Source organism: Paenibacillus sp. FSL P2-0322 (assembly GCF_037975315.1).
Classification (GTDB): domain Bacteria; phylum Bacillota; class Bacilli; order Paenibacillales; family Paenibacillaceae; genus Paenibacillus; species Paenibacillus polymyxa_B.
The window spans coordinates 5,576,011-5,600,111 of record NZ_CP150243.1; the positions used below are offsets into that span (position 1 = coordinate 5,576,011).

The 24,101-nt window shown below is 47.4% G+C and carries 23 protein-coding genes; 7 read left to right on the forward strand and 16 right to left on the reverse strand.

Annotated features, from left to right (window positions below):
• Window positions 1-51: 51 nt before the first annotated feature.
• From spoIIR to MKY24_RS24680, 10 genes are all read right to left on the reverse strand, one after another.
• Window positions 52-744 (reverse strand): stage II sporulation protein R, encoded by a 693-nt coding sequence (gene spoIIR / locus MKY24_RS24635; RefSeq protein ID WP_339201061.1) that lies wholly within the window; start codon window positions 742-744, stop codon window positions 52-54.
• 257 nt (window positions 745-1,001) lie between these two features.
• Complete coding sequence (locus MKY24_RS24640; protein ID WP_028542184.1) at window positions 1,002-2,195, reverse strand: FtsW/RodA/SpoVE family cell cycle protein; 1,194 nt, start codon at window positions 2,193-2,195, stop codon at window positions 1,002-1,004.
• A gap of 75 nt (window positions 2,196-2,270) precedes the next feature.
• The gene (gene prmC / locus MKY24_RS24645) at window positions 2,271-3,170 is read right to left on the reverse strand and encodes a peptide chain release factor N(5)-glutamine methyltransferase (RefSeq protein ID WP_023990722.1); all 900 of its coding nucleotides are present in this window, start codon (window positions 3,168-3,170) and stop codon (window positions 2,271-2,273) included.
• Between the two features lie 3 nt (window positions 3,171-3,173).
• Window positions 3,174-4,241, reverse strand: a complete 1,068-nt coding sequence (gene prfA / locus MKY24_RS24650) for a peptide chain release factor 1 (protein WP_023990723.1) — start codon at window positions 4,239-4,241, stop codon at window positions 3,174-3,176.
• 271 nt (window positions 4,242-4,512) lie between these two features.
• Window positions 4,513-5,613 carry a redox-regulated ATPase YchF gene (gene ychF, locus MKY24_RS24655; protein WP_023990724.1) on the reverse strand — a complete coding sequence of 367 codons (1,101 nt, stop codon included), beginning with the start codon at window positions 5,611-5,613 and terminating at the stop codon, window positions 4,513-4,515.
• Between the two features lie 133 nt (window positions 5,614-5,746).
• The gene (locus tag MKY24_RS24660) at window positions 5,747-6,238 is read right to left on the reverse strand and encodes a GNAT family N-acetyltransferase (RefSeq protein ID WP_028542186.1); all 492 of its coding nucleotides are present in this window, start codon (window positions 6,236-6,238) and stop codon (window positions 5,747-5,749) included.
• Window positions 6,235-7,335, reverse strand: a complete 1,101-nt coding sequence (gene fni, locus MKY24_RS24665) for a type 2 isopentenyl-diphosphate Delta-isomerase (protein ID WP_023990726.1) — start codon at window positions 7,333-7,335, stop codon at window positions 6,235-6,237. The genes MKY24_RS24660 and fni overlap by 4 nt, the downstream gene beginning before the upstream one ends.
• 311 nt (window positions 7,336-7,646) lie before the next feature.
• On the reverse strand, window positions 7,647-8,138 hold the full coding sequence (locus MKY24_RS24670; RefSeq protein ID WP_028542187.1) for a DMT family transporter: 492 nt from the start codon (window positions 8,136-8,138) through the stop codon (window positions 7,647-7,649).
• Between the two features lie 59 nt (window positions 8,139-8,197).
• Complete coding sequence (locus tag MKY24_RS24675; protein ID WP_339201063.1) at window positions 8,198-8,902, reverse strand: cyclic nucleotide-binding domain-containing protein; 705 nt, start codon at window positions 8,900-8,902, stop codon at window positions 8,198-8,200.
• Between the two features lie 59 nt (window positions 8,903-8,961).
• Window positions 8,962-9,387 (reverse strand): DMT family transporter, encoded by a 426-nt coding sequence (locus MKY24_RS24680; RefSeq protein WP_023990729.1) that lies wholly within the window; start codon window positions 9,385-9,387, stop codon window positions 8,962-8,964.
• 235 nt (window positions 9,388-9,622) lie between these two features.
• Here MKY24_RS24680 and MKY24_RS24685 point away from each other — a divergent pair, with 235 nt between their 5' ends.
• Entirely contained in the window at window positions 9,623-11,119 is a 1,497-nt protein-coding gene (locus tag MKY24_RS24685) for a phospholipase D family protein (protein ID WP_075154860.1), read from the forward strand.
• Window positions 11,120-11,152: 33 nt separating this feature from the next.
• Here the strand turns inward: MKY24_RS24685 and cls are convergent, their stop codons facing one another.
• Window positions 11,153-12,664: a cardiolipin synthase gene (gene cls, locus MKY24_RS24690; RefSeq protein WP_023990731.1), complete on the reverse strand. Its 1,512-nt coding sequence runs from the start codon at window positions 12,662-12,664 to the stop codon at window positions 11,153-11,155.
• Between the two features lie 205 nt (window positions 12,665-12,869).
• Here cls and MKY24_RS24695 point away from each other — a divergent pair, with 205 nt between their 5' ends.
• The 4 genes from MKY24_RS24695 to MKY24_RS24710 are packed head-to-tail and all read left to right on the forward strand — an operon-like array spanning window position 12,870 to window position 15,152.
• The gene (locus MKY24_RS24695; RefSeq protein WP_023990732.1) at window positions 12,870-13,463 is read left to right on the forward strand and encodes a TetR/AcrR family transcriptional regulator; all 594 of its coding nucleotides are present in this window, start codon (window positions 12,870-12,872) and stop codon (window positions 13,461-13,463) included.
• 44 nt (window positions 13,464-13,507) lie between these two features.
• Window positions 13,508-13,849 carry a multidrug efflux SMR transporter gene (locus MKY24_RS24700; RefSeq protein ID WP_076264502.1) on the forward strand — a complete coding sequence of 114 codons (342 nt, stop codon included), beginning with the start codon at window positions 13,508-13,510 and terminating at the stop codon, window positions 13,847-13,849.
• Window positions 13,849-14,163 (forward strand): multidrug efflux SMR transporter, encoded by a 315-nt coding sequence (locus MKY24_RS24705; RefSeq protein ID WP_013312355.1) that lies wholly within the window; start codon window positions 13,849-13,851, stop codon window positions 14,161-14,163. The genes MKY24_RS24700 and MKY24_RS24705 overlap by 1 nt, the downstream gene beginning before the upstream one ends.
• Window positions 14,164-14,219: 56 nt before the next feature.
• Window positions 14,220-15,152 (forward strand): 1-phosphofructokinase family hexose kinase, encoded by a 933-nt coding sequence (locus tag MKY24_RS24710; protein ID WP_076156434.1) that lies wholly within the window; start codon window positions 14,220-14,222, stop codon window positions 15,150-15,152.
• Between the two features lie 107 nt (window positions 15,153-15,259).
• Here MKY24_RS24710 and MKY24_RS24715 read toward each other — a convergent pair whose 3' ends face one another.
• Complete coding sequence (locus MKY24_RS24715) at window positions 15,260-15,694, reverse strand: Lrp/AsnC family transcriptional regulator (protein ID WP_339201064.1); 435 nt, start codon at window positions 15,692-15,694, stop codon at window positions 15,260-15,262.
• 279 nt (window positions 15,695-15,973) lie between these two features.
• On the opposite strand from MKY24_RS24715, the gene MKY24_RS24720 reads away from it, so the two are divergent.
• Both MKY24_RS24720 and MKY24_RS24725 read left to right on the forward strand, forming a co-directional pair.
• Window positions 15,974-16,435, forward strand: coding sequence for a VOC family protein (locus MKY24_RS24720; protein ID WP_076156437.1), 462 nt, complete (start codon window positions 15,974-15,976; stop codon window positions 16,433-16,435).
• A 168-nt stretch (window positions 16,436-16,603) separates the two neighbouring features.
• On the forward strand, window positions 16,604-17,068 hold the full coding sequence (locus MKY24_RS24725; RefSeq protein WP_076156440.1) for a DUF3592 domain-containing protein: 465 nt from the start codon (window positions 16,604-16,606) through the stop codon (window positions 17,066-17,068).
• A gap of 11 nt (window positions 17,069-17,079) precedes the next feature.
• Here MKY24_RS24725 and MKY24_RS24730 read toward each other — a convergent pair whose 3' ends face one another.
• The 4 genes from MKY24_RS24730 to MKY24_RS24745 all read right to left on the reverse strand — a co-directional run bounded on the left by MKY24_RS24730 (window position 17,080) and on the right by MKY24_RS24745 (window position 24,026).
• Window positions 17,080-17,694 (reverse strand): LysE/ArgO family amino acid transporter, encoded by a 615-nt coding sequence (locus tag MKY24_RS24730; protein WP_339201065.1) that lies wholly within the window; start codon window positions 17,692-17,694, stop codon window positions 17,080-17,082.
• A gap of 74 nt (window positions 17,695-17,768) precedes the next feature.
• A complete protein-coding gene (locus tag MKY24_RS24735) occupies window positions 17,769-18,518 on the reverse strand; it encodes a molybdenum cofactor guanylyltransferase (protein ID WP_339202402.1) in 750 nt (249 codons plus the stop codon).
• 144 nt (window positions 18,519-18,662) lie between these two features.
• A complete protein-coding gene (locus MKY24_RS24740; RefSeq protein ID WP_339201066.1) occupies window positions 18,663-22,271 on the reverse strand; it encodes an Ig-like domain-containing protein in 3,609 nt (1,202 codons plus the stop codon).
• An 18-nt stretch (window positions 22,272-22,289) separates the two neighbouring features.
• Window positions 22,290-24,026 (reverse strand): 6-hydroxymethylpterin diphosphokinase MptE-like protein, encoded by a 1,737-nt coding sequence (locus MKY24_RS24745; protein ID WP_339201068.1) that lies wholly within the window; start codon window positions 24,024-24,026, stop codon window positions 22,290-22,292.
• Window positions 24,027-24,101 lie beyond the last annotated feature (75 nt).

The window sequence follows — 24,101 nt, forward strand, 5'->3', positions numbered from 1 at the left end:
TCTATCGTAAGCTCCATTATAGCATATGGGGAAACTTACACTCCTCAACGTTTAGGCAAACAAACCACTCACCCAGTTACACAGTCCCGTAAGTGCATCCCACAGAAAAAAACGTACTTCCGGCTCCTTGTCAGTAGCATTCGTCCGACTATCTCCGTGATTCGTTTTTGCTGATACCGTTTGTGCCGTTGCTTCCCCACTGCCTGCATCAATAAAACATAGCGGAGGAAACAGCACGCACCACCAATTTTGACCTTTTCCTTGCCCCAGCGTAACCCGAAGTGCCTCATAATTCCCTGCCGGGTAGACAAGACCACCGTACATTTTCGTTGGGAAAGGTACGCTCGCCAGTTCCACCTGATGATCATACGCAATGCCGCGACGAGCCAGTTCCGTACCTACCAAACGGTCAATTTCAGGTAAATGAGCACCAATCAATGATCTAGCTTGATCTAAGCTTTGCGGGTTTTCCAGCTCACCCACCCAGGCATTCATCTGCTGTACAATAGCGTCCCGTATTTCGCGTTTAACCAGCTGATCCTCCGGACGATCCGAGTTGGCCAAAATACGCAGTCGAATGGAGTCATGTGGAATCACATTCAGCCCTGTTGTAGCTACTCCTGATGCTAAGGTTCCTCTTGTTCCAGTGGTCATAGCAGCATCCGTCTTTTGACCTTCCCAAGACATCATTAATATCGAAATACAAAATAGTATCATTGCGGCTTGCTTTACCCAACTTCTCATTTTCGTCCCCCCAAACCCAAACTCTATCATGTCTATCAGTCTGTCCGGTTTGGGAGAGTCTAAACCTATGATTCTTGTAAAAGATTCAGGACCACTTTACAGATTTTTTTCAAAAATACCCTCAAATCATGCTACACCAAGCTTCTGACCCTCACCGAGGAATATGAAAAAGCCCAGATTTCACAATCTGGACTCTCTCGTTGCACCGTTTCAACTCACACAAATACCAATCATTATCTAGCCACATTCCACCTGTACTAGGCCTTTTTCGCCTTCGTCAAGCTTAGTCTGGAAGGCTGTGGCAGATCATCCTCCAGCTCTTGGCCGTGCACCTTAATACTCATAACCAAGCCGATACTAGCCATGTTAATAAGCAACGAGGTACCACCATAACTTATGAACGGGAGCGTAATCCCCGTAAGCGGCATAATGCCCAGAAACGCACCAATATTCTCAAAAATCTGGTACAGCAACATGGACACAATCCCGACAATAATATACGGTCCGGCGCGATCCCGGCATTCCAGCGAAATCAGGATCATGCGGTGAATCAAAATAAAATATAACAATAGCAGCACTGAAGAGCCTACAAAGCCAAATTCCTCCGCTACGACCACAAAAATAGAATCCGCGTACGTATAAGGAACACGCCCAGACTGTACCGAGGTTCCTTGCAAAAAGCCCTTGCCCATCATCCCGCCAGAGGCTATCGCCAGCTTGGCATTTTTGGTATGATAAGACGCCTTCGCGGTTGCCTCTTCCGGTACCAACCAAGGGTCCAAACGCTCAACCCAGTGACTACGGCCAATCCCCTTCATAAAGGAATCAATCTCATCGTGAAACGAAATATAAGCTTTGATCCCGCCGCCAACAGCGACTGCAAATACTATGAATCCGATCAACGCATGGGATGCCTTCACATTACCAATCCATAGCATACCGATGACGATGACAATATAACCGAGCGCATTACCCAAGTCATTTTGTGCCATAACCATGGCAAACGGGACAAAGCTCACTAGAGCCACTGGAAGAACATCCTGAATAAAATACAGCTTGCTCTTGCGCTTTTTGATCAGCATATAAGTCAGAAAAACGATAAGGACCAGCTTGAATACCTCAGCAGGCTGAAGATTCAAGCCACCAATTTTCAAAAAGCCCTGAGAGTTGTTAACCGTCCCGCCAAAAAATCCGAGACCCAACAAGAATATTCCGCCTCCATATACGTACAAGGCTTTTTTAATGAATATCCGAAAATCGACCATCGCTAAACCCAAAATCGCCACAAAACCCAATATATAATACCCGATCATCTTCTGGTAGTCATTGCCGTGCTCTGCCAAGTTCGTAGGGCCCCTACCTGCGCTGTATACCGTTATGATACTAATCGCCATGAGCAAAACCAGAATAAAGATAACCGGACCGTCAATTTTTTTCAATTTCTGAAGCATGATTTCCCCCTGAGCCGTTTCTCGGTCATACTCCTCTTATTCTAAAGGAAAGACTCGCAAAAAGAAAATGCAGCACTACTCCGAGACACCTAGGACATGTCGCTCGATCCCTGCAAGGTCAGGAACGATTATAATGTTCTTCCAATGACCTGCCTGTGCCAGCAGACCAGCCACGTCTCTGGCCTGTCCCATCCCCAGCTCAAACCCGATTAGCCGCGGCGGAGCCTGAAGGAGTCCGAGCTGTTCCAGCATTGCCCGATACGGGCCGAGCCCGTCAGGACCACCATCCAACGCCATCCGCGGCTCATGGTCGCGTACCTCTGGCTGTAAGCCAGCGATGTCAGCAGCCGGGATGTACGGCGGGTTGGACACGAGAATGTCCACCGCCGTTCCCACGAACGGCGCCAGCAGATCGCCCTCGCGGAATTCTACGGCTGCGCCGTTCGCAGCAGCATTATGAGTCGCTACTTTTAACGCGGCAGCCGAAATATCCCCTGCCGCCACGCGCCAGCTCGGTCGCTCAGCCGCCAGCGTCACGGCAATCGCACCGCTGCCTGCGCCGATGTCGAGCGCCTGCGGAGCGCCGCTTGGCCACAGCCGGTCGCCGTGCTGGAGTATCGCCTCGACGAGCAGTTCTGTCTCGGGGCGCGGAATCAGCACCGACGGCGAAACCGCGAACGGGCGGCCATAAAATTCCTGCCGTCCGATAATATACTGCGCCGGTTCACCCGCAGCTTTGCGGGCTATAATCCGTTCCCACGCCTCCTTGACGGAGGAAGGGAACGAATCACCCAGAGCAGCGTAAAACGCCGTGCCTTCCAACCCGAGCACATGCTCCAGCAGTAAGCGGGCATTGTGCTGCGGCTCCAGAACACCACAGCTTCCTAAAAAAGAAGAAGCCTCAACTAAGGCTTCTCTGACACTCATGTTCCGTTCCGGCGACATCCGATACACACAATCGCGTTCGTTCCCCAAAACTTAAACCTCTTGTTCCATCAAATCAGCCTGCTCTGCAATCGTGAGCGCTGATACGATTTCTTCGATCTCCCCGTTCATCACCTGGTCCAGCTTATGCATAGTTAGGCCAATACGATGATCCGTTACACGGCTTTGCGGGAAGTTGTAGGTCCGGATACGCTCACTGCGGTCTCCAGTACCTACTTTGCTCTTACGCTCGCCTGCATATTTGGCTTCCTCTTCCTGACGCAACATATCCGAAATACGGGCACGCAAAACTTGCAGCGCCTTCTCCTTATTGGAGTTCTGGGATTTGCCGTCCTGACAGGTTGCCATAATACCTGTAGGCATATGTGTCACACGCACCGCCGACTTGGTCGTATTAACGGACTGCCCGCCTGCACCGCTGGAGCAGAACGTATCCACGCGAATATCCTTGTCGGAAATTTCAATATCCACTTCTTCTGCCTCAGGCATAACGGATACTGTAGATGTCGACGTATGAATACGTCCACCTGATTCTGTTGTCGGAATCCGCTGTACGCGGTGTGCGCCGCTTTCGAATTTCATTTTGCTGTATGCACCACGGCCGTTAATCATGAAAATAACCTCTTTAAAGCCCCCGAGATCATTCATGTTCGCGTCCATCAGCTCTACACGCCAGCCTTGGGTATCGGCATAACGAGTATACATCCGATACAAGTCAGCTGCGAACAGTGCCGCTTCGTCACCACCCGCTGCACCACGAATCTCGATAATAACGTTTTTATCATCATTCGGGTCCTTCGGCAGCAGCAAAATACGGATTTTTTCATCCAGCTCCCGCTTGCGAACACTAAGTTCATCAATCTCCATTTTGACCATTTCACGCATCTCGTCGTCCAGCTTTTCACCCTGCATGGTTTTTGCAGCTTCCAGCTCTTCAACGACATTTTTATATTCGGTATATGCTTCATAAGCAGGCTGTAAATCAGACTGTTCTTTGGAATAATCTCTAAGTTTTTTGCTATCGTTCGCTACATCCGGATCGCAGAGCAGTTCGCTCAGTTTATCGTAGCGGTCCGCCAATGATTGCAATCGGTCCAACAAGCGATTCACCTCTTCAGTTAAATTAATATGAAACCAGCTTCAATTTCACTGGCTACAGCTCTTTATTATACCAACTAATTCATGAATTAGCTACAAGAAATACTGACTAATTTAGGATTTTGCAAAAATCCACACAACATGCAATACAATAAAAAGTCGCCGCCCTAATATAGGCAGCGACCACATAATCTAGCACATTTCAGAACACAAATACATTGAGTTATCGTCTTTTATATATCCGAATCGAGCATTGTACTCTGGAAATTATATATTAAACATTAAAACGGAAATGCATAACGTCTCCGTCCTGCACTACATATTCCTTACCTTCCAGACGAAGCTGACCACGTTCCTTAGCCCCGTTCATCGAACCAGCAGCGACCAAATCGTTGTAGGATACAACCTCGGCACGGATAAATCCGCGTTCAAAATCCGTATGAATTACGCCCGCAGCACCCGGTGCTTTCGTTCCTTTGTGAATAGTCCAAGCGCGTACTTCCTGCACACCTGCTGTGAAATACGTATACAGGCCCAGCAAGCGATAAGCTGCTTTAATCAGACGGTTCAATCCGGATTCAGCTAATCCCAGCTCCTCAAGGAACATCGCCTTGTCTTCGCCTTCCAGCTCAGCAATTTCAGATTCTACCTTGGCGCTGATCGGCACCACTTCTGCATTTTCATCTATGGCAAAATCGCGTACCTTTTGCACATATGGATTGCTGTCAGCTTCCGTTACGCCATCTTCGCTGACATTAGCTGCGTACAATACAGGCTTCATCGTAAGCAAATGAAGATCGCGTACAATCAACCGTTCTTCATCCGACAATTCTAAGCTACGCGCCGGTTTATCAGCATACAGCGATTCCTTGATCCGCTCCAGCACTTCAACCTCTTGGGTGTACTGCTTGTTGCCACCCTTCATGTTTTTGCGGGAACGTTCAATACGCTTGTCTACGCTTTCGATATCCGCCAGAATCAGTTCCAGATTAATGGTCTGAATGTCGCTGATCGGGTCAATTTTGCCGTCCACATGGGTAATGTTCTCATCTTCAAAGCAACGTACCACATGTACAATCGCATCCACTTCACGAATATGAGCCAGAAACTTGTTACCCAGACCCTCGCCCTTGCTCGCACCGCGCACAAGTCCTGCAATATCAACAAATTCAAATGCCGTTGGCACCGTTTTATTCGGTACAACCAGTTCAGTCAGCTTATCCAGCCGCTCATCCGGTACTTCAACGACACCCACATTCGGGTCAATCGTACAAAATGGATAGTTTGCGGATTCCGCACCCGCCTGCGTTATTGCGTTAAACAGTGTTGATTTGCCCACGTTCGGCAGACCCACAATCCCCGCTTTTAAAGCCATAATCAGAACAACTCCCGTTTATATAAAATATGCGTTATGCCATCCGTTAGTTTACCAACCCACATTATATATGAGAACCTATACACGCGGCAAGCATACGGTTATGAAATTCAGGATTTTGCTATATCCCTATTTAGATTTCTTTGCTCATCTGGATATCCGTAACCCGATAGCCCGATTTGCGATATACATGCAAAGCTCGCTCATTATGCCCAAATACATGCAAACCGATGCGGACAGCTCCCAGTCTGCGAGCCTCCTTTTCCAAAGCCTCCATCGCCAGCGTACCTAGACCTCTCCCCTGGTATGAATCGTATACAAGAATATCCAGTAGAAAAGCTTCTTTTCCTTGCGCGCCGTCCGTAATATTGAACCAGATATAGCCAGCTTCCTCCTGACTCTGCCCCCCGGCATCGGAAAACATCAACATATACAGGTGAGCATGAGGTGTGTCTAGCCTCTGTGGCAGGTATCGAGCAAAACTTTCTGCCGCACGTTCTGGTGCTTCTTCTACCGTCCATGTACCTGCTTGGATTTTCTCATCCGCGTAGTCGGCAAGCGAGCGTTGTTCAAATCGATCATATTGCTCCGCATTCATCTGAACCAATGTAATAAGTCCGCTCATCCATTTACCTTCTTTCTTAGTCGAGTCGTATCTTTAAGCCCTTCTATTCCATCTACCCCAATCCCAAACATGACCGTTCGGAGTTCCAGCTCCACCTGCTCCAGGCGTGCTTCCAGCGCTTCGCTGGAGTCAACCGCCGAACCGAGCAAAGAACGCCCGAAGCCTGCCATGTCAGCCCCCAGAGCGAGCGCCTTCGCTGCATCGACACCGTCTCTCAGTCCACCGCTACCGATCAGAGCACCATGTGGCTGAGCAGCTCTAACTTCCACGATACAATCAGCGGTTGAATTTCCCCAATCCGCAAACGCCTCCGCCGCAGCACGACGCACAGGATCAGGATTACGAAATTTCTCCACTTGGCTCCAGCTTGTCCCACCTGCGCCAGCGACATCAATAAAGGCAGCACCCGCATCATACAGTCTCGATGCCGTCTCGCCATCTATGCCCCAGCCTACTTCCTTCACTCCTACAGGCACTGAAAGCTGACGACACAACTCCTCGATGCGCTGAAGCAGGCCGCTAAAATCCAAATTCCCTTCGGGCTGGAAAATCTCCTGCAATCCGTTCAAATGCAGCACCAACATATCTGCTCCGGCAATTTCCACTGCACGGCGACAATCGTCCACGCCAAATCCGTAGTTCAGCTGCACCGCGCCCAGATTGGCAAGGACCGGGATGCTGGGTGCTAGACGGCGAACCGCAAAGGTTGAAGCTAATTCTTCCCTTTCCACCGCAGCCCGTACCGAACCGACGCCCAGCGCCCAGCCGCGTCTCTCCGCTGTCTCTGCTAATCGCTCATTAATCGCTCCTGTCTCGGCGCTGCCGCCTGTCATGGAGCTAATAAGCAGCGGTGTTCGTACAGCCTGTCCTAAAAAGGTAGTATCCAGACGAACCTCGTCAAAATGCAACTCCGGCAGAGCGCAGTGCTTAAAGGCATATCGCTCTAGCCCGCTGGTGATGCCTTGTCCGGCCACATCTTCTTGCAAACAAAGGCGGACGTGCTCAATCTTCCGTTCGCCTGTCCGTGCGGCAGGTAACAAAGAGCCGGATCTATTAAAACCGTCAGGTGCTCCTTTTTCATTTTCTGTACTACTCATCTATGTTCCACCTCATCCAAAGTCACTCTGTTTATTGTATCAAGTTCAAGAAGCACAAATAAGACCGTTCCCGAACACGGTAACCGATCTATTTATCGTCTCTTATATCAAATATCGTAGCCCTTAATGTGGCTATTTTAAGATACTTTCATTGTATCATGGATGGAAAAATATATACACGATCGTGAACATTTTTTCTTTCGGAAACTCTACAGAAAAGCCGCTCCTAATTGAGCTGCCGCTTTTCTGCAAAATGCCTATTCGAAAGGACAATCCCTATCCCAGCAAGATAAAGGTCATTACAATCTCCTTTATCCCTTCATCGAATCAGGTACAGATGAAATGCTTTCTGCTTGCTCCTTCGTACGCCCATGTCCAAATTTGAATACGAGAATACCACTGATAATGACCAATACACCGATCAACTTGCTAAAGGTAAACGGAATCTTTTCTAATCCCAGCCATCCTAACGAATCCCACAACAGGGCGGTACCTAATTGTGCCGTCAATACAATGGAGATTGCATAGGTCGGGCCAAGTCGCTTCATTCCTTGTACCAGACAGAACACAACACCGACACCAATCATGCCACTGAACCAGTACCACGGCTGCATATGCTGTAAAGCAAATGTATTTTTCCCTTCAAAAATAAGACTCCCGAGTAAGGAAGCCAAGAACCCTGTTCCCAGCACCAATGTTGTTGTGGCCCACGATCCTGTCCGTTCATTCACCTTATTATTGAATATCGTTTGCAGACTGACCAAGGCACCTGCGATAATCGCCAATACAATTCCTAATAACATATTTTAACTCTCCCTTGATGATCCCTGATATTCTTCTGCCTTTATCCTAAATGCTCCTATTACAATGATTCATAAATATTATGTCCTGCCAGTTCACTCAAACCTTTTCTGTCCCGAATGACAATGTAACCTTTTGTCCGTTCAACCCATCCATCTTCAATCATTTTGCGAATGACACGGTTGAGATGTCTATAGCTGGTTCCGATCAAATTCGCCACATCTACCAGACTAGATGCACGTAATTCCTCATGAAAAGCCGTATTCGATTCGTCAAAAGAAACCGATAGCAGGTAGCTCGCCAGCCTGACTTCCACCGGATACATGAGATTGAAACTGGAAAAGTCGGAGTCCAGGCAAAACTTTCGCGTGACAACATCCAATAGAAATTGCAGCAAAGGAGCATAGTCTCTGCCGTATTTGTTCATCCATTGGTGGTGAATACCGATCACATAGATCGGAGACACTGCCTCTACTGTGTTGATAACGTGACTACTCCGAATATATTCAACATCTCCTATGACCTCGATCGGTGTTTTGAAGCAAAGGATCAGGGTTTTCCCTTCTGTAGAACTGGTATAAATCTTGACCTTGCCCTGCACCAGTATATATAGATGTTCGATGGAATCTCCCTGTGAACAGAGCTTTTCCCCTCGCTCCAAACGATGCAACGACAAATAAGGATGTAGTGGCTCGTAGAGTATGGATTCCAACTCATGCAGCTGCAAAAAATATTTTAGCTGCTCTTGATCCTGAATTTCTCTCATTCCTAAGCTCACCTTCAATTTCTACATACTAAGCTTTCTTTACAAGTTAAAATTCTATTTTAGAGCTTCAGAATAATTACACCCGCGATCATCATACCAATACCTATAAATTGTGGCAGCTTCATCTTTTGCTTCACTATACCGAACCATCCCTTAATATCTACCAGGAAGGTTAAACACAACTGCGCAATCAACAACGCCGAGATCGTGAACGTAACCCCAATATGTTGGATTGCCGTGACTTCACTAAATATAATAATAGCTGCAAAGGCACCGCCCCAAAGATACATCGGCTTTACCTGTTTCATTTCAGCTACATTGCCATCCCTTGTAAACATCCAGACTAATGCTGCCAAAATAAAGCCTATTAGCTGAGTAACAGTGGCCGCCGGCCATGTACCGATATCCTGACTAATCCGTGTATTCGCTACCCCCTGTAGCGTAATACACGCTCCTCCCAGAAAAGCAAACAAGATTCCTCTCATAAATCGTTATTCTCCCCATGTAAATGACTTTTCTATATATTAAAGTATAGGGCAGACTCTCTATAAAGGACATATGTCCTCAATGAATAGTAAAACATACTCCATTTCATTCCATTCAGTATCCGCGTCAATCCTGCACACTTGCGTTAATAACTTGACAGTATCCCATCATAAAACTGCATGTTCCGGCACGATAAAATGGAATGCAGCATTCAATTGAGGAGTTGATCGTCATATGACTACACGTGATCCGCTGCATTCTGTGCCGGAATATCAAAGAAAAACCGGGAAAAAGGGCCGTACTCTTAAAATCGCTATTCTGGTACTTATTCTCTGGCTGATTACCGTCATGCTGTATCAGACCCATAAACCATTGCCTCCGTTCGTCTCCTATGAAAGTCAGGAATATTCAACCCATGAGGTAAACTTCTGGACGGATTTGACCTATCCGACCGGGGATGGAAGCACTGCACAGCATGAAGGACAAATTTTGAATCGTATGCTCGGGATCATTGATGAAGCCCAACAATTTATTGTCATCGACCTGTTTCTGTTCAATGACTATAAGCATAAAGGTCAACGCTTCCCCCAAGTCAGCGCACAAATGACCGATCATCTTATTGCCAAAAAGAAAGCTCATCCGGATATGCCTATCTTTTTCATTACAGATGAAGTCAATACCAACTACAATTCTGCCCCCAATCCTTTGTTGGAGAATATGAAGCGAGCAGGGATTCAAGTCGTGCAGACCGATGTAGACCCGTTGCGGGACTCCACCCCCATATATTCGGCAGTGTGGCGTACCTTTTTCCAATGGTTCGGGCAACAGGGCACAGGCTGGATTCCCAACCTGATGGCCAGTGACGGACCTGATGTAACGGCTCGCTCCTATCTTAAGCTGTTAAACGTCAAGGCCAATCACCGAAAATTGGTTGCCAACGAACAGACAGCGCTCATTTCTACAGGCAACGTGCACGACGCGAGCGCCTATCACTCCAATGTAGCGCTGGAGGTGAAGGGGCCTATCATCGGAGACATTTTACAAACAGAGCAGGCGGTGTTGGACTTTTCGGGCGGTGGGCAGCTTCCTGCCTATACACCACAAGCTGAACCCAAAGTTCCATCGAGTAAGGACAGCTACCGGATCAAATATCTAACTGAGGGCAAGGTGTACACCTCAGTTCTGGATGGCATTGCGCAGACGAAAAAAGGTGACAGCATTCATATGGGCATGTTTTATTTGGCTGACCGCAAAGTATTGAACAGCCTGCTGGATGCCTCTGCGCGCGGTGTAAACATCCAATTGCTGCTGGACCCCAATGAAAACGCGTTTGGTCAGGAAAAAATCGGCATCCCCAATCGTCCGGTTGCCCAGGAGTTGTCCGATAAATCGGGCGGGAACATTCAAATTCGCTGGTATCATACCACCCATGAGCAGTTCCATACCAAACTGATTTATATCGCCAAGGCACAAGGAGAGCATATCATTTGGGGTGGCTCTACCAATCTGACCCCCCGTAATCTGGATGATTTGAATCTGGAAAATGAATTGTGGGTGGCCGCTCCGGCGGACAGCAAGCTGACCCGACAGGTTGCGGCCTATTTTGATAAGCTATGGAATAATCAGGGGGCTGAATACAGTTTGGATCTAGCAGCTTACGAGGATCATTCAACATTTTGGAAAGATATTATATACCGTCTACAGGATATTTTAGGCTTTACTACATTTTAACTACGGGATACTGCTGTAGCGAATTCGTTTATGTTACAGCAGCGGTGAAAGCAGCCGCGCGAGTGATTCCATCAAACGTTTGAACAGACGTTTTTTCATGAATTCTTCGCGTACGATCAGACTGGCAGAGTGCAAATCTCGTTCGTAGTCTGTTACCATCTGCTGCACACTGTGCGTTTGAATTAACAGAGCGTTAACTTCAAAATTCAAATGAAAGCTACGCATATCCATATTGGCTGTCCCGATGGTCGCAACTTCCCCGTCAATGATGAGGAGCTTGGAGTGGAGGAACCCTTTTTCATATTCATATACCTTGACTCCAACCTCCAGCAACGACTGGAAGTACGAATGAGACGCGAGAAACGGTAGCCATTTATCCGGTTTTGCGGGAAACAGAATACGCACGTCCAACCCGGACAAGGCAGCCATCCGTAAGGCAGTCAGGATATCTTCATCCGGGATAAAATAAGGAGTGGCAATCCAGACTGATTTTCGGGCAGATGTGATCATGGAGAAAAAGAGATTTTTAAGTACTCTCCGCTCATTATCCGGGCCGCTGGCAATAATCTGCACGCCTCCATCCGTAATGGGTTCAATATTGGGAGACAGATATTCGCTATCGAGCACCGACTCGCCCGTCATGTGAAGCCAATCCTGTAAAAATATAAGCTGCAACGTCCGCACAGCTTCGCCCTTCACAATCATATGCGTATCACGCCAAAAGCCGTAGGCTTTGTTGCGGCTGAGATACTCATCCCCTACATTTAGTCCACCAATTAATCCGATATTACCGTCGATAACTACAATTTTACGGTGATTACGATAGTTTACCCGGCTGGAGAAAAACAAGATCCGAGCACCACCGTATGCAACAACCTCTACTCCTGCATCTCTCATTTCCTTCAAAAATGACTTCGACAACTGAATACTGCCCACCGCATCGTACATAAACCGAACCTTAACACCCGCTTTGGCCTTTTCGATCAAAATCTTCTGAATGCTGGTACCGATATCATCCGACCGGAAAATGTAATATTCCATATGGATATGATGCTGCGCCTTGCGCAGTTCTTCCAGCAAAGTGGAGAAGGTTTCATCTCCATTGTTCAGAATTTGAGTTTCTGTCGCAAAATAAATCGGGGAGCGGGCCAGTCTGCGGGCCAAACGCATCAACTGCTGCTGCTCATCTGTAAAGCAGGTCAGATCCCGTTTGACTCGCAAAGCATCCTTTTCAATGCGGTCGTAAGCCTGTTGGTCACGCAATGCCTTTTTGTCATACTTGCGACGCTTGAATACATTTTGCCCAAACAAAAAATAAAGAGGAAGTCCAACGACTGGCAGCAATGCCAGCAGCAAAATCCAGGACATCGTGGTGGAGGGATTACGATTCTCCGTAAAAATAATCAGACTGATGGAGATCACTGTCAGGGTGGAAAAAATACTGATGACAGTTCCTTCATTTTTGCCGATGTAATTAAACAAGCCAAAATAATAAATAATAAACACCATAGCCGCGATCAATACGGCCAGTAAGCTTCGCCTCATAACTAACCTCACTTCCAGTGGACTGCATTTGACAGGTATTCTTCATTATATTGTACATGAGCCCCTTATTTCTTCCCACTTTTTTATTAAAATGTTGATAAAAAAAATCCAAAGAAAAGCTTTATACAAAACGCAATGATGCTGGGTTGACACTTACTTTTTTTCGTGTAAAAATAAACTAACGAACGTTAGGTAGGTGAAAATAATGGGGATGGAAGAGATTCGAAAGGCCGCTCTTTTTCAGTTTGCCACCAATGGGTATGAGGGAGCCTCCTTGAGCAGTATTGCCGCTGAGGTCGGTATCCGAAAACCGTCTATATACGCGCATTTCCAAGGCAAGGAGGATCTGTTTCTACAGGTGGCGAGGTACGCTTTTCAAGAGCAGAATTTACGTATTTTCGAATACTTTACGGAACGTAAAGATCAGCCGCTTAAGCATACCCTGCATGACTTCTTGTTTTGGATGGGACAGGAATATGAAAGCAACGACTCAGCCAAGTTTATGCTTCGCTTTTCCTTCTTTCCGCCTGTATCGTTGTATCACGAGGTGCTGGATATTGTTAATCCTTTTCTGGATAAAATGGAGCGAAAATTAACTCGCCGCCTCCGGAATACACGGGATCGGGAACCCTTTGGGCATATGGAGCCAGTGGATGTGGCTTTAGCCTTCATGACACTGGTGGACGGAATCATGGTGGAGCTACTGTACAGTGGAAGCATCAACTACCACCGAAGACTGAACGCTGCATGGCCTATTTTTTGGCGTGGGATTACGTTAACCTCACCTCATGAAGCGTGAAGCTGTCGAACTTATAAAATCTATTTTTGAGGAGAACATTCATCATGAATCGCAGTTGGATTTACGTTTTTGTTGGCGGCCTGATTGAGGTCGTATGGGTATCGGGTTTGAAGCATGCGGATTCCGCACTCACCTGGGCTGTAACCGTGCTGGCTGTGGTAGCCAGCTTTTATTTGATCATGAAGGCTGCGAAGCGTTTGCCTGTAGGCACGGTATATGCTGTATTCACCGGACTGGGGACAGGGGGAACGGTCGTAGGCGAAATGCTGCTATTTGGGGAACCGTTTCAATGGTCCAAAACGCTGTTAATTGCCCTTTTGCTGGCAGGTGTGGTCGGCTTGAAGTTAGTTACCGACCGTGATGTTCAGGAAGGGAGTGGTGCATAATGGCTTGGATTGCATTGGTTATCGCGGGATGCTCGGAAGTGTTAGGAGTCATCGGTATGAAGGGCGTTACGGTGGGCAAAGGCTGGAAGTCCTTAGTGCTTATGGTCTTATCCTTTGTTCTTAGCTTCTCTCTACTCAGCTATGCCATGAAAAGTTTGCCTATGGGAACTTCCTATGCGGTATGGACAGGCATCGGAACGGTTGGCAGCACGATTACAGGCATGTTCTTGTACGGTGAACAAAAAAGCGTACTGCGTGTTTTATTCATCGCCATGATTCTTGCCGCAGCATTGGGATTAAAGCTGATATCTTAGCATGAGCGAATGGCATCAAATGTTGCAAATTGCTGATCTTAAAGGAGTGATGCCTTGTGATTACCACCGTAACGCTTAACGCGGCTGTGGATAAAATCTACACGGTTGCAGGCTTCGGTTTGAATGCCGTCCACCGCATTGAAGGCGGCCTGACGGTACCGGGCGGCAAGGGCGTGAATGCCGCCCGCGTCGTTCGCACGCTCGGCGAGCCTGTACGAGCGACCGGGTTTGCTGCCGGACACACTGGACGGCTACTCATTGACGGGTTGAGCGCAGAAGGCGTAAGCGCCGATTTCATCGAAACGGCTCATGGGGAGACCCGTCTCGCCATTACCGTGCTCGACCCGTCCGCGCGCACGCAGACCGAGCTGATTGAGAGCGGGCCAACCGTTGGGCCGCTTGAATTAGCCGCACTACGGCGCAAAATCGAGACCCTTGCCGAGGATTCGGCTTGGGTCGTATTCTCCGGCAGCCTGCCACCCGGCTGCCCGCCCGATCTGTATGCCGAGCTGTGCACGCTGGCGAAGGCGCGCGGCGCGCGGGTGGCGCTGGACGCGAGCGGTGAGGCGCTGCGCTTGGGGCTGCGCGGAAAGCCCGACCTCGTGAAGCCTAACGAGGACGAGGCCGCCCACTTCGCGGGAATCGACGCAGCGCGCCCGGATGCCGCTGAAGCGGCGGCAGCAAAGCTGCTGGAAGCCGGAGCGCAGCTGGCCGTCATCTCGCTCGGCGCGCGCGGGGCGCTGGCGGTAACGAGCGATGCGCGCTACCGCGTGAGCCTGCCAGACGCGGACATTGTCAGCGCGCTCGGCAGCGGTGACGCCATGGTCGCCGGACTGGTCACCGGCGCGGCGACGGGGCTGGATCTCCCTGCCATGCTACGGCAGGGAGCGGCCTGCGGCACAGCGGCAGCTCTGCACGCCATGGCCGGGAAAATCGAGCTCCAGGACGTGAAGCGCCTGGAGCAAGGCATTACGGTGACGCTGTTGTAATTCAGCGTCACTTTTTTTTATTTCATCCAAGCATTCGCTTATCTTTATTTCACAAATACAGTTATTCCGAATGCTCTATATTCCAAATGTTCGGTTCTCCGATTGGCTTACAGCAAAACCCTGTTCTCCAGTATATTTTTCATACAAATATGCGACTTCGAAGGACCCAGCTTGACTAGTGAATCCTGAAGCTCTGCAATTTCCTCTACTGACGCGGTTTGTACCTTAATGAGATAATTAAATTCCCCACTAATGCGAAATAAATCGGTGACTTCCTTCGCCTCTCTACAAAATTCAACCAGCTCTTGGCAATGTTCTGTCTTTATTAGAATAAATGTAGTCGTCCCTCGATTCATTTCCCGTAAATTAAATACGGTGCTATATCCAGAAATAATCCCTCGTTCTTCAAGCTTGGTTATCCTTTCTTTAACAGACGGCTGTGACATCGAGATTTCTTTACTGATTTGGGAAATAGTTATCCGAGCGTCATGCTGTAGCAATTCCATGATTTTGTAATCTATATCGTCAATGTGATGCTGCATATCGAGCCCTCCTAACCTGAATTTAAAAAATAATATTTTTCACCCAAATTAACTTTTATTTAATAATTAATATAGTATAAAAACCTTACTTTAAATATATAAGCACCACATAATTATTCATATAATAAGGTTTACTTACATGAGGATTTTGCAAAAATCTCATAAGCGACTTCCAATGAACAATATATAGATCGAAATGGTCTAGTTCGTCTATATATTGCACTTCGGAGCGGCTGGAATCGAATTTCGCAAAATCCTGAATCAAAAGGAGGATCTGAAATGAGCGTAAAGGGACTAGCGCATGTTGCCATACAAGCCCGTGACTATCAAGCGACCATTGCATTTTATACCAAGGTATTGGGATTTAAAAGAGGACATCACTGGAGTCTTCCGTCTTTTCGAATTCAAGAGGCTTCCATGCTGATCTCACCCGATCAGAGAACCTGTCTCGAAATTTTTGATAATGATGCTGTCATTCCTGCCCAAGGAAAAAAAGCTTCATCCGAGCAAGAGATTGCTCACGGGGCTTTATTACACTTGGCATTTTACGTAGACAATGTAGATGAAATATATCAAAAAGCCCTTGCCCACGGAGCAAGAACCTTTGTGGAACCCAATCAACTTACACTTGGGGAACCTCCTCTGATTGTAACAAATGCATTAGTCCACAGTCCTAATGGTGAGGTTATCGAATTTATCAAGGATGTTGATTTTGATATGTCCCTATCGAGCAAAAACTAATCCTCGCAGCTATTAAAAAGATCCACTTCCCGGTGAAGTAGGATCTTTTTATATTCCATACAGCTCTGCCGTTATCTCTATGGAAGAATTAAACTGTTCCTAAAAACGTCCGATATATTGATTATCGCTTATTTAAAGGAGTAGATTATCATCTCAATTGATTTCAATGTGTATTGGTTTCATTTTAGCTCCGATCTGCTGATGCCATTGTTCAGCTTGATTGGACTGCTACTCATCTATTTGGGATTCAGAACGATCCGTCGTCATCGTTATCGTAAACGCCACTGGATCCGTACCAAGGGGCAAATCGTTGATGCGCATATCGAAGTAGATATTGATGTCGTTCCCTTTGACCGAGATGATCCGGTAGATACTAGCTACACCCGCCGATTAAAGGTGCGCTTCTATACAGCTTCAGGTGAAGCCGTAGAATTCTGGAATCCTTATAGCACCAACCTAAGCCTCAACCGGGTTGGCAGCAAGATTAAGGTATTATACAATCCATCCAACCCTCGGGACGCCCGAATTGCAGGCGGTATAAATGGTGCTGGCTGTCTGGCCTTTATGCTGTTTTTGATCGGTGTTCCCTTTGCTTTGAGCGGGGTATTCGCTGTTTTGAAGTTTTTCCTCTAACTAGGCTTGGATCACATACTGGTAATAAAATTTATCGCCATATACATCGCCAGGACTAAAATAATCAGTGCCGATATTTTGTTGAGCACAGTCCCAAACTTCCCTTCTGAATCCATACGTCCCACGAGACGCCCCGCCGTTGCCAGACCGATAAACCATATCCAAGATACGGACACGGCAGCCAGACCAAAGGCCCAGCGTTCCCCGCCGTCATATTGAAGGGAGCTGGTTCCAATTACCCCAACAGTGTCGAGTATGGCATGTGGATTCAATAGCGAAACCGAAGCAGCAAAAATCATCTGTCGTTTCGGGCGCATCGCCTGACTTTCTCCTGAGGAAGCTGCCTTCGACCTCCATAGAGTCCAGGCCATATATAGCAGAAACAAACAGCCCGCTGCATAGAGTACGTTCGTGAGCCATAGAAATTGCTGCAAAATAAGAGACACGCCCCCAACCGCAAGCGTGATCAGGATTGTATCACAGATACCCGCTGTAATGACAGCAGGCAGTGCATTGCGAAACCGCGACTGGGACGCCCCTTGATTAAACACAAATACATTTTGTACCCCTAAAGGCAAAATCAAACCCAGCGCCAATAAAACGGCATGGATAATAGCTTCCAACATGTTATGTACTCCCCTCAAAATCATTACACTTCTTCTCTCTCATGTCCTGTTATTTCCTTCCGTTCTTGACGTGGTTATCGTTCTGGTTTTTCCAGGTTCTGTGCACGTTTGGTACGTTTTTGTATATGCTCCAATTGCTCCACTGTAGTCTGATAATCTTGCGGGTAGTTCATATTAAACACAGCTTGCCGCCACATCTCTAAGCTCGCACCTGGCCAATCGCCCGCTGTCTCATAACGAACGTTCAATGAATCTAGCCAGTCGATCAGACGAAGACGGTCACTACGCAGACATTGCTCGGCAGACGGCAACACACTTTGATGGTATATGCCTAGCAGCGGATGTATACGTCCATCCACCGAGGCGATCACTGCCTGTAACGCAGGTTGTGCTGGCTGGGGCAATGAGCCATTTCCTGTCAAGGTTATATGATCTCCTTGTACTTGTTGCTTTCCTTGTTCACTGCTTGTCTCTTGCGCCGCTGTCCAGTTCGTTGCGTGAGTAAGCAAAGCACACAATATCTCTGGCTGCACGAAGGGCATATCGCAGGCAACGACAATGCCCCACTCCGTTGTGGAAGCAGAAAGCCCCGCATGAATGCCGCTCAAAGGCCCTAAGCCGGGATACAGGTCTTTTGTCGTTTCCAGATCAAACTCTCTATACTGTTGTGCATCCCGGGTCACTACAATAACCCGTTTTGCTACCTGCCCTAGCACAGCAGCTATTCTCTCCAGTACCGTAATCCCTCCCAGCTGAAGCAGCGCCTTGTCCTGTCCCATTCTGCTAGAGCGTCCGCCCGCCACGATAATGCCAGTCACCTCCATCATCACCATCGCACCTCCTTTTTTCTAAAAAAATCTATCATTGAACAGCGATAGCTCTAATAATAGCATCTATTATAAAGCATAAAAATGGCGATCCATACGGACCGCCAAAAAAGAGTACTTATTCGTCTAATTTATTGTTTTTTAATTTGTGAATTTAATAAGTTGCAAAAACCGTTTTAATATCGAGGTCGCTTCTACCCGCGTTGCCTGTTGTTTGGGAGCAAGCAGGTCTGGAGACACACCCTTAATTAAGCCTTGCTCTGTAGCCTGCGCCATAGCATCTTGAGCCCAAGGGGAAACAGTAGATGCGTCGCTGTAAATCTCTTTATATTTCTCATTAGTAGGATCAGCATTCAGTGTTTGAGCATAATGTACAGCCTTTTCGGTAATAACCACGATTTCCTCACGCGTAATTAACCTTTCTGGTCCAAATGACTGATCCCCATAACCACGAATCAAACCAGCTTCCACCGCAGCTCCAACACTACCAGCATACCAGGCATTTTCTTTCACATCTGTAAAATGTTCCGTTAACGGCTTTTCCTGCATACCAAGTCCGCGAACAAGCATTGACACAAATTCAGCTCTTGTTACAGCCCGATTTGGTTCAAAAATATCAGACTGAACACCTTGGACAATCAACTTGTTTGCCAGCATCTCTACATCTTTCTGCGCCCAATGATTTTCTAGATCCTTAAACTTTTTGTCTGCTGAGACTACAGCATAAATGCTGTTATGGTTTGACTTAATAATTGCCTCTAATTGCCCATCCACATTCTGTATCAACACGGGAACAGACGACAACACACCTGTCTTAGGATCGAACCAAACGGCCGCTATATGCTTAGGATCAACTTCATGATCGAGAATCAATTTCCGTTCCACGTAATGCCCGAAAAATTCAGTGATCTCTTGATCTCCAGCCATAAGCTTGAAATCAACCGGGTTTACGACAACATTCGCTAAACCCGTGTCTGCAATAGCTTGTCGCACTTGTGCACCGTTTTCGCCTGACAGCGCTGAAATTTCGACGATCAGGTTGTCTTCAGGATATAATGAGACCAATTTGCCAACTAATTCAGCAGAAAGAGTAAACTGGGCTACTGCTGTGTGAATGCTAATCGGCACCTTTGTATTTTCTTTCTCATATTCCTTTAAAAAGGTAGAAGGTATACTCACTTTTGCTGCTTTATTGTACCCCGAGGCGTTCACGACCAACTCTTTCTGCTCACCGATTGTAACATTCAGGGCTTGGCTGACGTCTCCATCGTTCAAACCAATAAGTTGAATAGTGCGGCTCTTATCGGCTACTGTCTTAGCGTCTGTTAATACGGCTCCCGTCTTAGTCTCTGTTTGGGAAGCCGCTGACGAAGTACCCTGAGCTGACGTTTCCTTATCCTTAGAACGATGTGAGCGCTCATCTCGTACGCGGAACGCCCATTCCTCTGGAGTATGCATCCCCACATACGGATTCATTGCATGGTCTGTCAGCGCTCCCGAGGTAATTTCCAGATAGTACGACTTTCCTTCTTCCAACCCGCCTGATAGCTCGATGTACGCTATATTTTCCTCGCCTTTTAACGTAAAATTCGAATTTCCTGCACCGGATACTCGCAGTTCGCGAACCACTGCCCCACCTGAGGCTTCGTGGAGCCTTACATAGCCTTGGTTCCACTTCATCGGCTCATTAAACTCCAGCATAAAGCCTGCATACTGGCCTGCACCACTAAGCTCTGAACCTTCTGGTGATACCTTCCTTACCAGCTTCGGCGCTGTGGTGTCTGCCGTCTGGAAGGTCCACATGTCCTTGTCCCAAATGGCATTTGTCCCCTGACCCGCACGGTCTACAAACATACCCGAGCTGACCTCTACATAATACTGGGTACTATCTGCCAGTGGATGATCCAGTTCCATCCGCACATGCTGACCACTGATATGTACCGTGCCACCTACGACTGTACCTCCGCTTATGTTTATTCTTCCCACTTCACTTCCATCTTCCTGATGCACCACCAGGTGGCCTGCTCCCAGTTGCACCTCTTCGCTGAAGTTCATGTACAGGTTCGGGGTGAGCGTATGTGCATATTCACGGGGGTATGTATAGATAGAATATGGGCGCTCATCTCGTACGCGGAACGTCCAATCCTCAGGCGTATGCATCCCCGCATACGGGTTCATCGCCATATCCGTCAGTGCTCCCGAGGTAATTTCCAGATAATACGACTTCCCTTCCTCCAGTCCACCCGATAGCCTAAAGTACACTACATTCTCTTCGTCGTTGATCGTATAATTCGCATTCCCGGCTCCGGATACCCGCAGCTCTCGCACCACGGCCCCACCCGAAGCTTCATGGAGTCTTACGTAACCACGGTTCCACTTCATCGGCTCATTGAACTCCAGCATAAAGTTCGCATCTGGACCCGCTCCGCTTAGCTCTGTACCTTCCGGCAATATTTCCCTTACCAGCTTCGGTGCTGTGGTGTCTGCTGTCCGGAAGCTCCACGTGTTCTTATCCCAAATGGCGTTTGTTCCCTGGCCCGCGCTATCTACAAACATTCCCGAGCTGACCTCTACATAGTACCCCGTACTATCCGTCAGCGGGTGATCCAGTTTCATCACCACATTATGACCACTAAAATGGATATCTCCCCCTGTGACTGTTCCTCCGCTTATGTTTATTCTTCCCACTTCACTTCCATCTTCCTGATGCACCACCAGGTGGCCTGCTCCCAGTTGCACCTCTTCGCTGAAGTTCATGTACAGGTTCGGGGTGAGCGTATGTGCATATTCACGGGGGTATGTATAGATAGAATATGGGCGCTCATCTCGTACGCGGAACGTCCAATCCTCAGGCGTATGCATCCCCGCATACGGGTTCATCGCCATATCCGTCAGTGCTCCCGAGGTAATTTCCAGATAATACGACTTCCCTTCCTCCAGTCCACCCGATAGCCTAAAGTACACTACATTCTCTTCGTCGTTGATCGTATAATTCGCATTCCCGGCTCCGGATACCCGCAGCTCTCGCACCACGGCTCCACCCGAAGCTTCATGGAGTCTTACGTAACCGTGGTTCCACTTCATCGGCTCATTGAACTCCAGCATAAAGTTCGCATCTGGACCCGCTCCGCTTAGCTCTGTACCTTCCGGCAATATTTCCCTTACCAGCTTCGGTGCAGTGGTGTCTGCTGTCCGGAAGCTCCACGTGTTCTTATCCCAAATGGCGTTTGTTCCCTGGCCCGCGCTATCTACAAACATTCCCGAGCTGACCTCTACATAGTACCCCGTACTATCCGTCAGCGGGTGATCCAGTTTCATCACCACATTATGACCACTAAAATGGATATCTCCCCCTGTGACCGTTCCTCCGCTTATGTTTATTCTTCCCACTTCACTTCCATCTTCCTGATGCACCACCAGGTGGCCTGCTCCCAGTTGCACCTCCTCACTGAATGCCATATACAGATTTTCATAAAAAGAAACACCGCTTTCCTGAGGTGAAAGCCATGTATAGTATGGAGGCTCGTCCATTTGCGCCTGCATATAGACTGATAAGGCCACGGGGGATGAGAAAGCGTCTTGTATGAACCCGTCCGACACCGACACATTCTCCGTCGTATTGTCGCTTACGCTCTCCGATGCAAACGTCGCTGAAATATATGGGTTGGCTAGGTTGAGCACCTGTGTTGTCAGTACACTTACCTTAATCATTCGATTTACATGATTCTTATTTCTTTTCTTCTTACTCATATACGTGCTCCTTTTTATCTAGGTGTGAATGGAATGGTGAAATTCATGGATCTCATTCTTGATTTCCATATAATCCTGCTGGCATTTCCATATGAAATCCCCGAAGTACAGCAGAATTTGCTCCCCTCTGATTAGAGGATTCCTACTGCTCTGAATGGCGCCCATTTTACTGTACAAAAACTCATACAGCATACGATGGCGAGGAAGAACATATATTTTGAAAAAACAATTACCTAATAATGAGGCAAATAAGTCATCAAACTGTCCAAAGGACACGTTCAGCATATTGGCCTGCTTCAGACTGAGCTTATGTTTGATGCCGAGCAAAGCATGATGAATCTGTTCCATAATGGTTTGAAAAACCTCTTCATCCCGCTGAAGCTCTTCAATGCGTGACCTCAGAAACATGAGATCGTATTCCGAATTACTGCTGGTTTGCAGCCACGTATCGTCAATAGCACCTTTTAACCGCGTCTGGATTACCTCTTCCAAGTTCTGAAAAGATGTTCCTTTGATAACAGCGCCTTCACGCGTTGTGTTTATAAATTCAGTTCCCTTCACTGTACTAATGTAAAACTCCATCTCTATTTTCATTTTAATAAAAGAATGTCGTGTAACTACCTGTTGACCATGAACACCCTGTACACGCGGCAAATCGGCACTAGCTGGAACACCTTGGGCATGAGTAATCCCCTCAGCATAATATTGTTCATCCCGATAAGCTAAATTTTGCCCTACCAACACAACAGGGTCTGCTTTCATCTGGATCAGACATTGGAGTGCAATGACCGCTACTGAAGGAGCATCGTTAATAATCGTTGGTTTATTTCCCTCCGGTGTACGCAATACGTGTTTGGAGAGTTCATCCTGAGAAATGATGATATGCATAAGACGACCTGGATAATGATCGAGTGTGTGTTTACCGACCGTACTGCCGAAAATAAGTGGAATTGAATCAATTCGCTTGTCGATCACCTTTTGAATTACATTTACGTTGTGTTCGTTCGGGTCATAACTGAACGTGCCGTGCGGATAAATGCCATGCTCCACCAGCGTGTTCACTGCCGATCCTACCGTAAACAGATAAGCAAGATTATTCTCACGAATATGTCGCAGGTGCTCAATTTCGTCGTTAAGCGAAGGGCCAGCGGATATTACTAAGGCTGGCTTACTCCTAATATGCTCTGAGCCCGCCTGCAGAAAATCCGAACTATGTAAAATATAAGGGAAATTATGAATACTGTTTAACGCCCATTTTTTTTCGTACACGTTATTGATAGCCATTTTGTCCTTCTTGTTAGAGACCATTTTGTACAATATTTCATTAAACTTCTTCAGTTCCGCAGCAAATAAGGAGCGATACGGGAGCCATGGAACAACTAGGATCCCAGATACACGGTCGATCAACCTATGCAGTGTACCGATTGTCTCTCCTGTCATTCCTCCTACCATTACCTCTTCGATCATCTCATCAGCCAGCCAATCGTTTTCATTCAGATGCTGCAAAAGAATATTCATCAAACCAGTGTCTGGCTCGACGATGGAGAAGCTGGTATTCGGGTACTTGCGTAGAAATTCACGAATATGGTACCCAAGTCCTACACCAAAAAAGATCACGTGCGCTTGAGGTTTAACCTCGTTAAAACCCAAAACAAATAATTCTGCTTCCCGCTCAGGCTGCTCAGGATCATGCAAATAATATGATTGTCCCTCACGAGTCAGTATTACATTGGGCTCGTTGGTTTCAGAAGTCACCAACGCACCTCCTTCTCCTGCCTGAAGCAAAAGAAGCCGAGGAAATCGGCGGTACAAGGAATTGTCTCTATGATG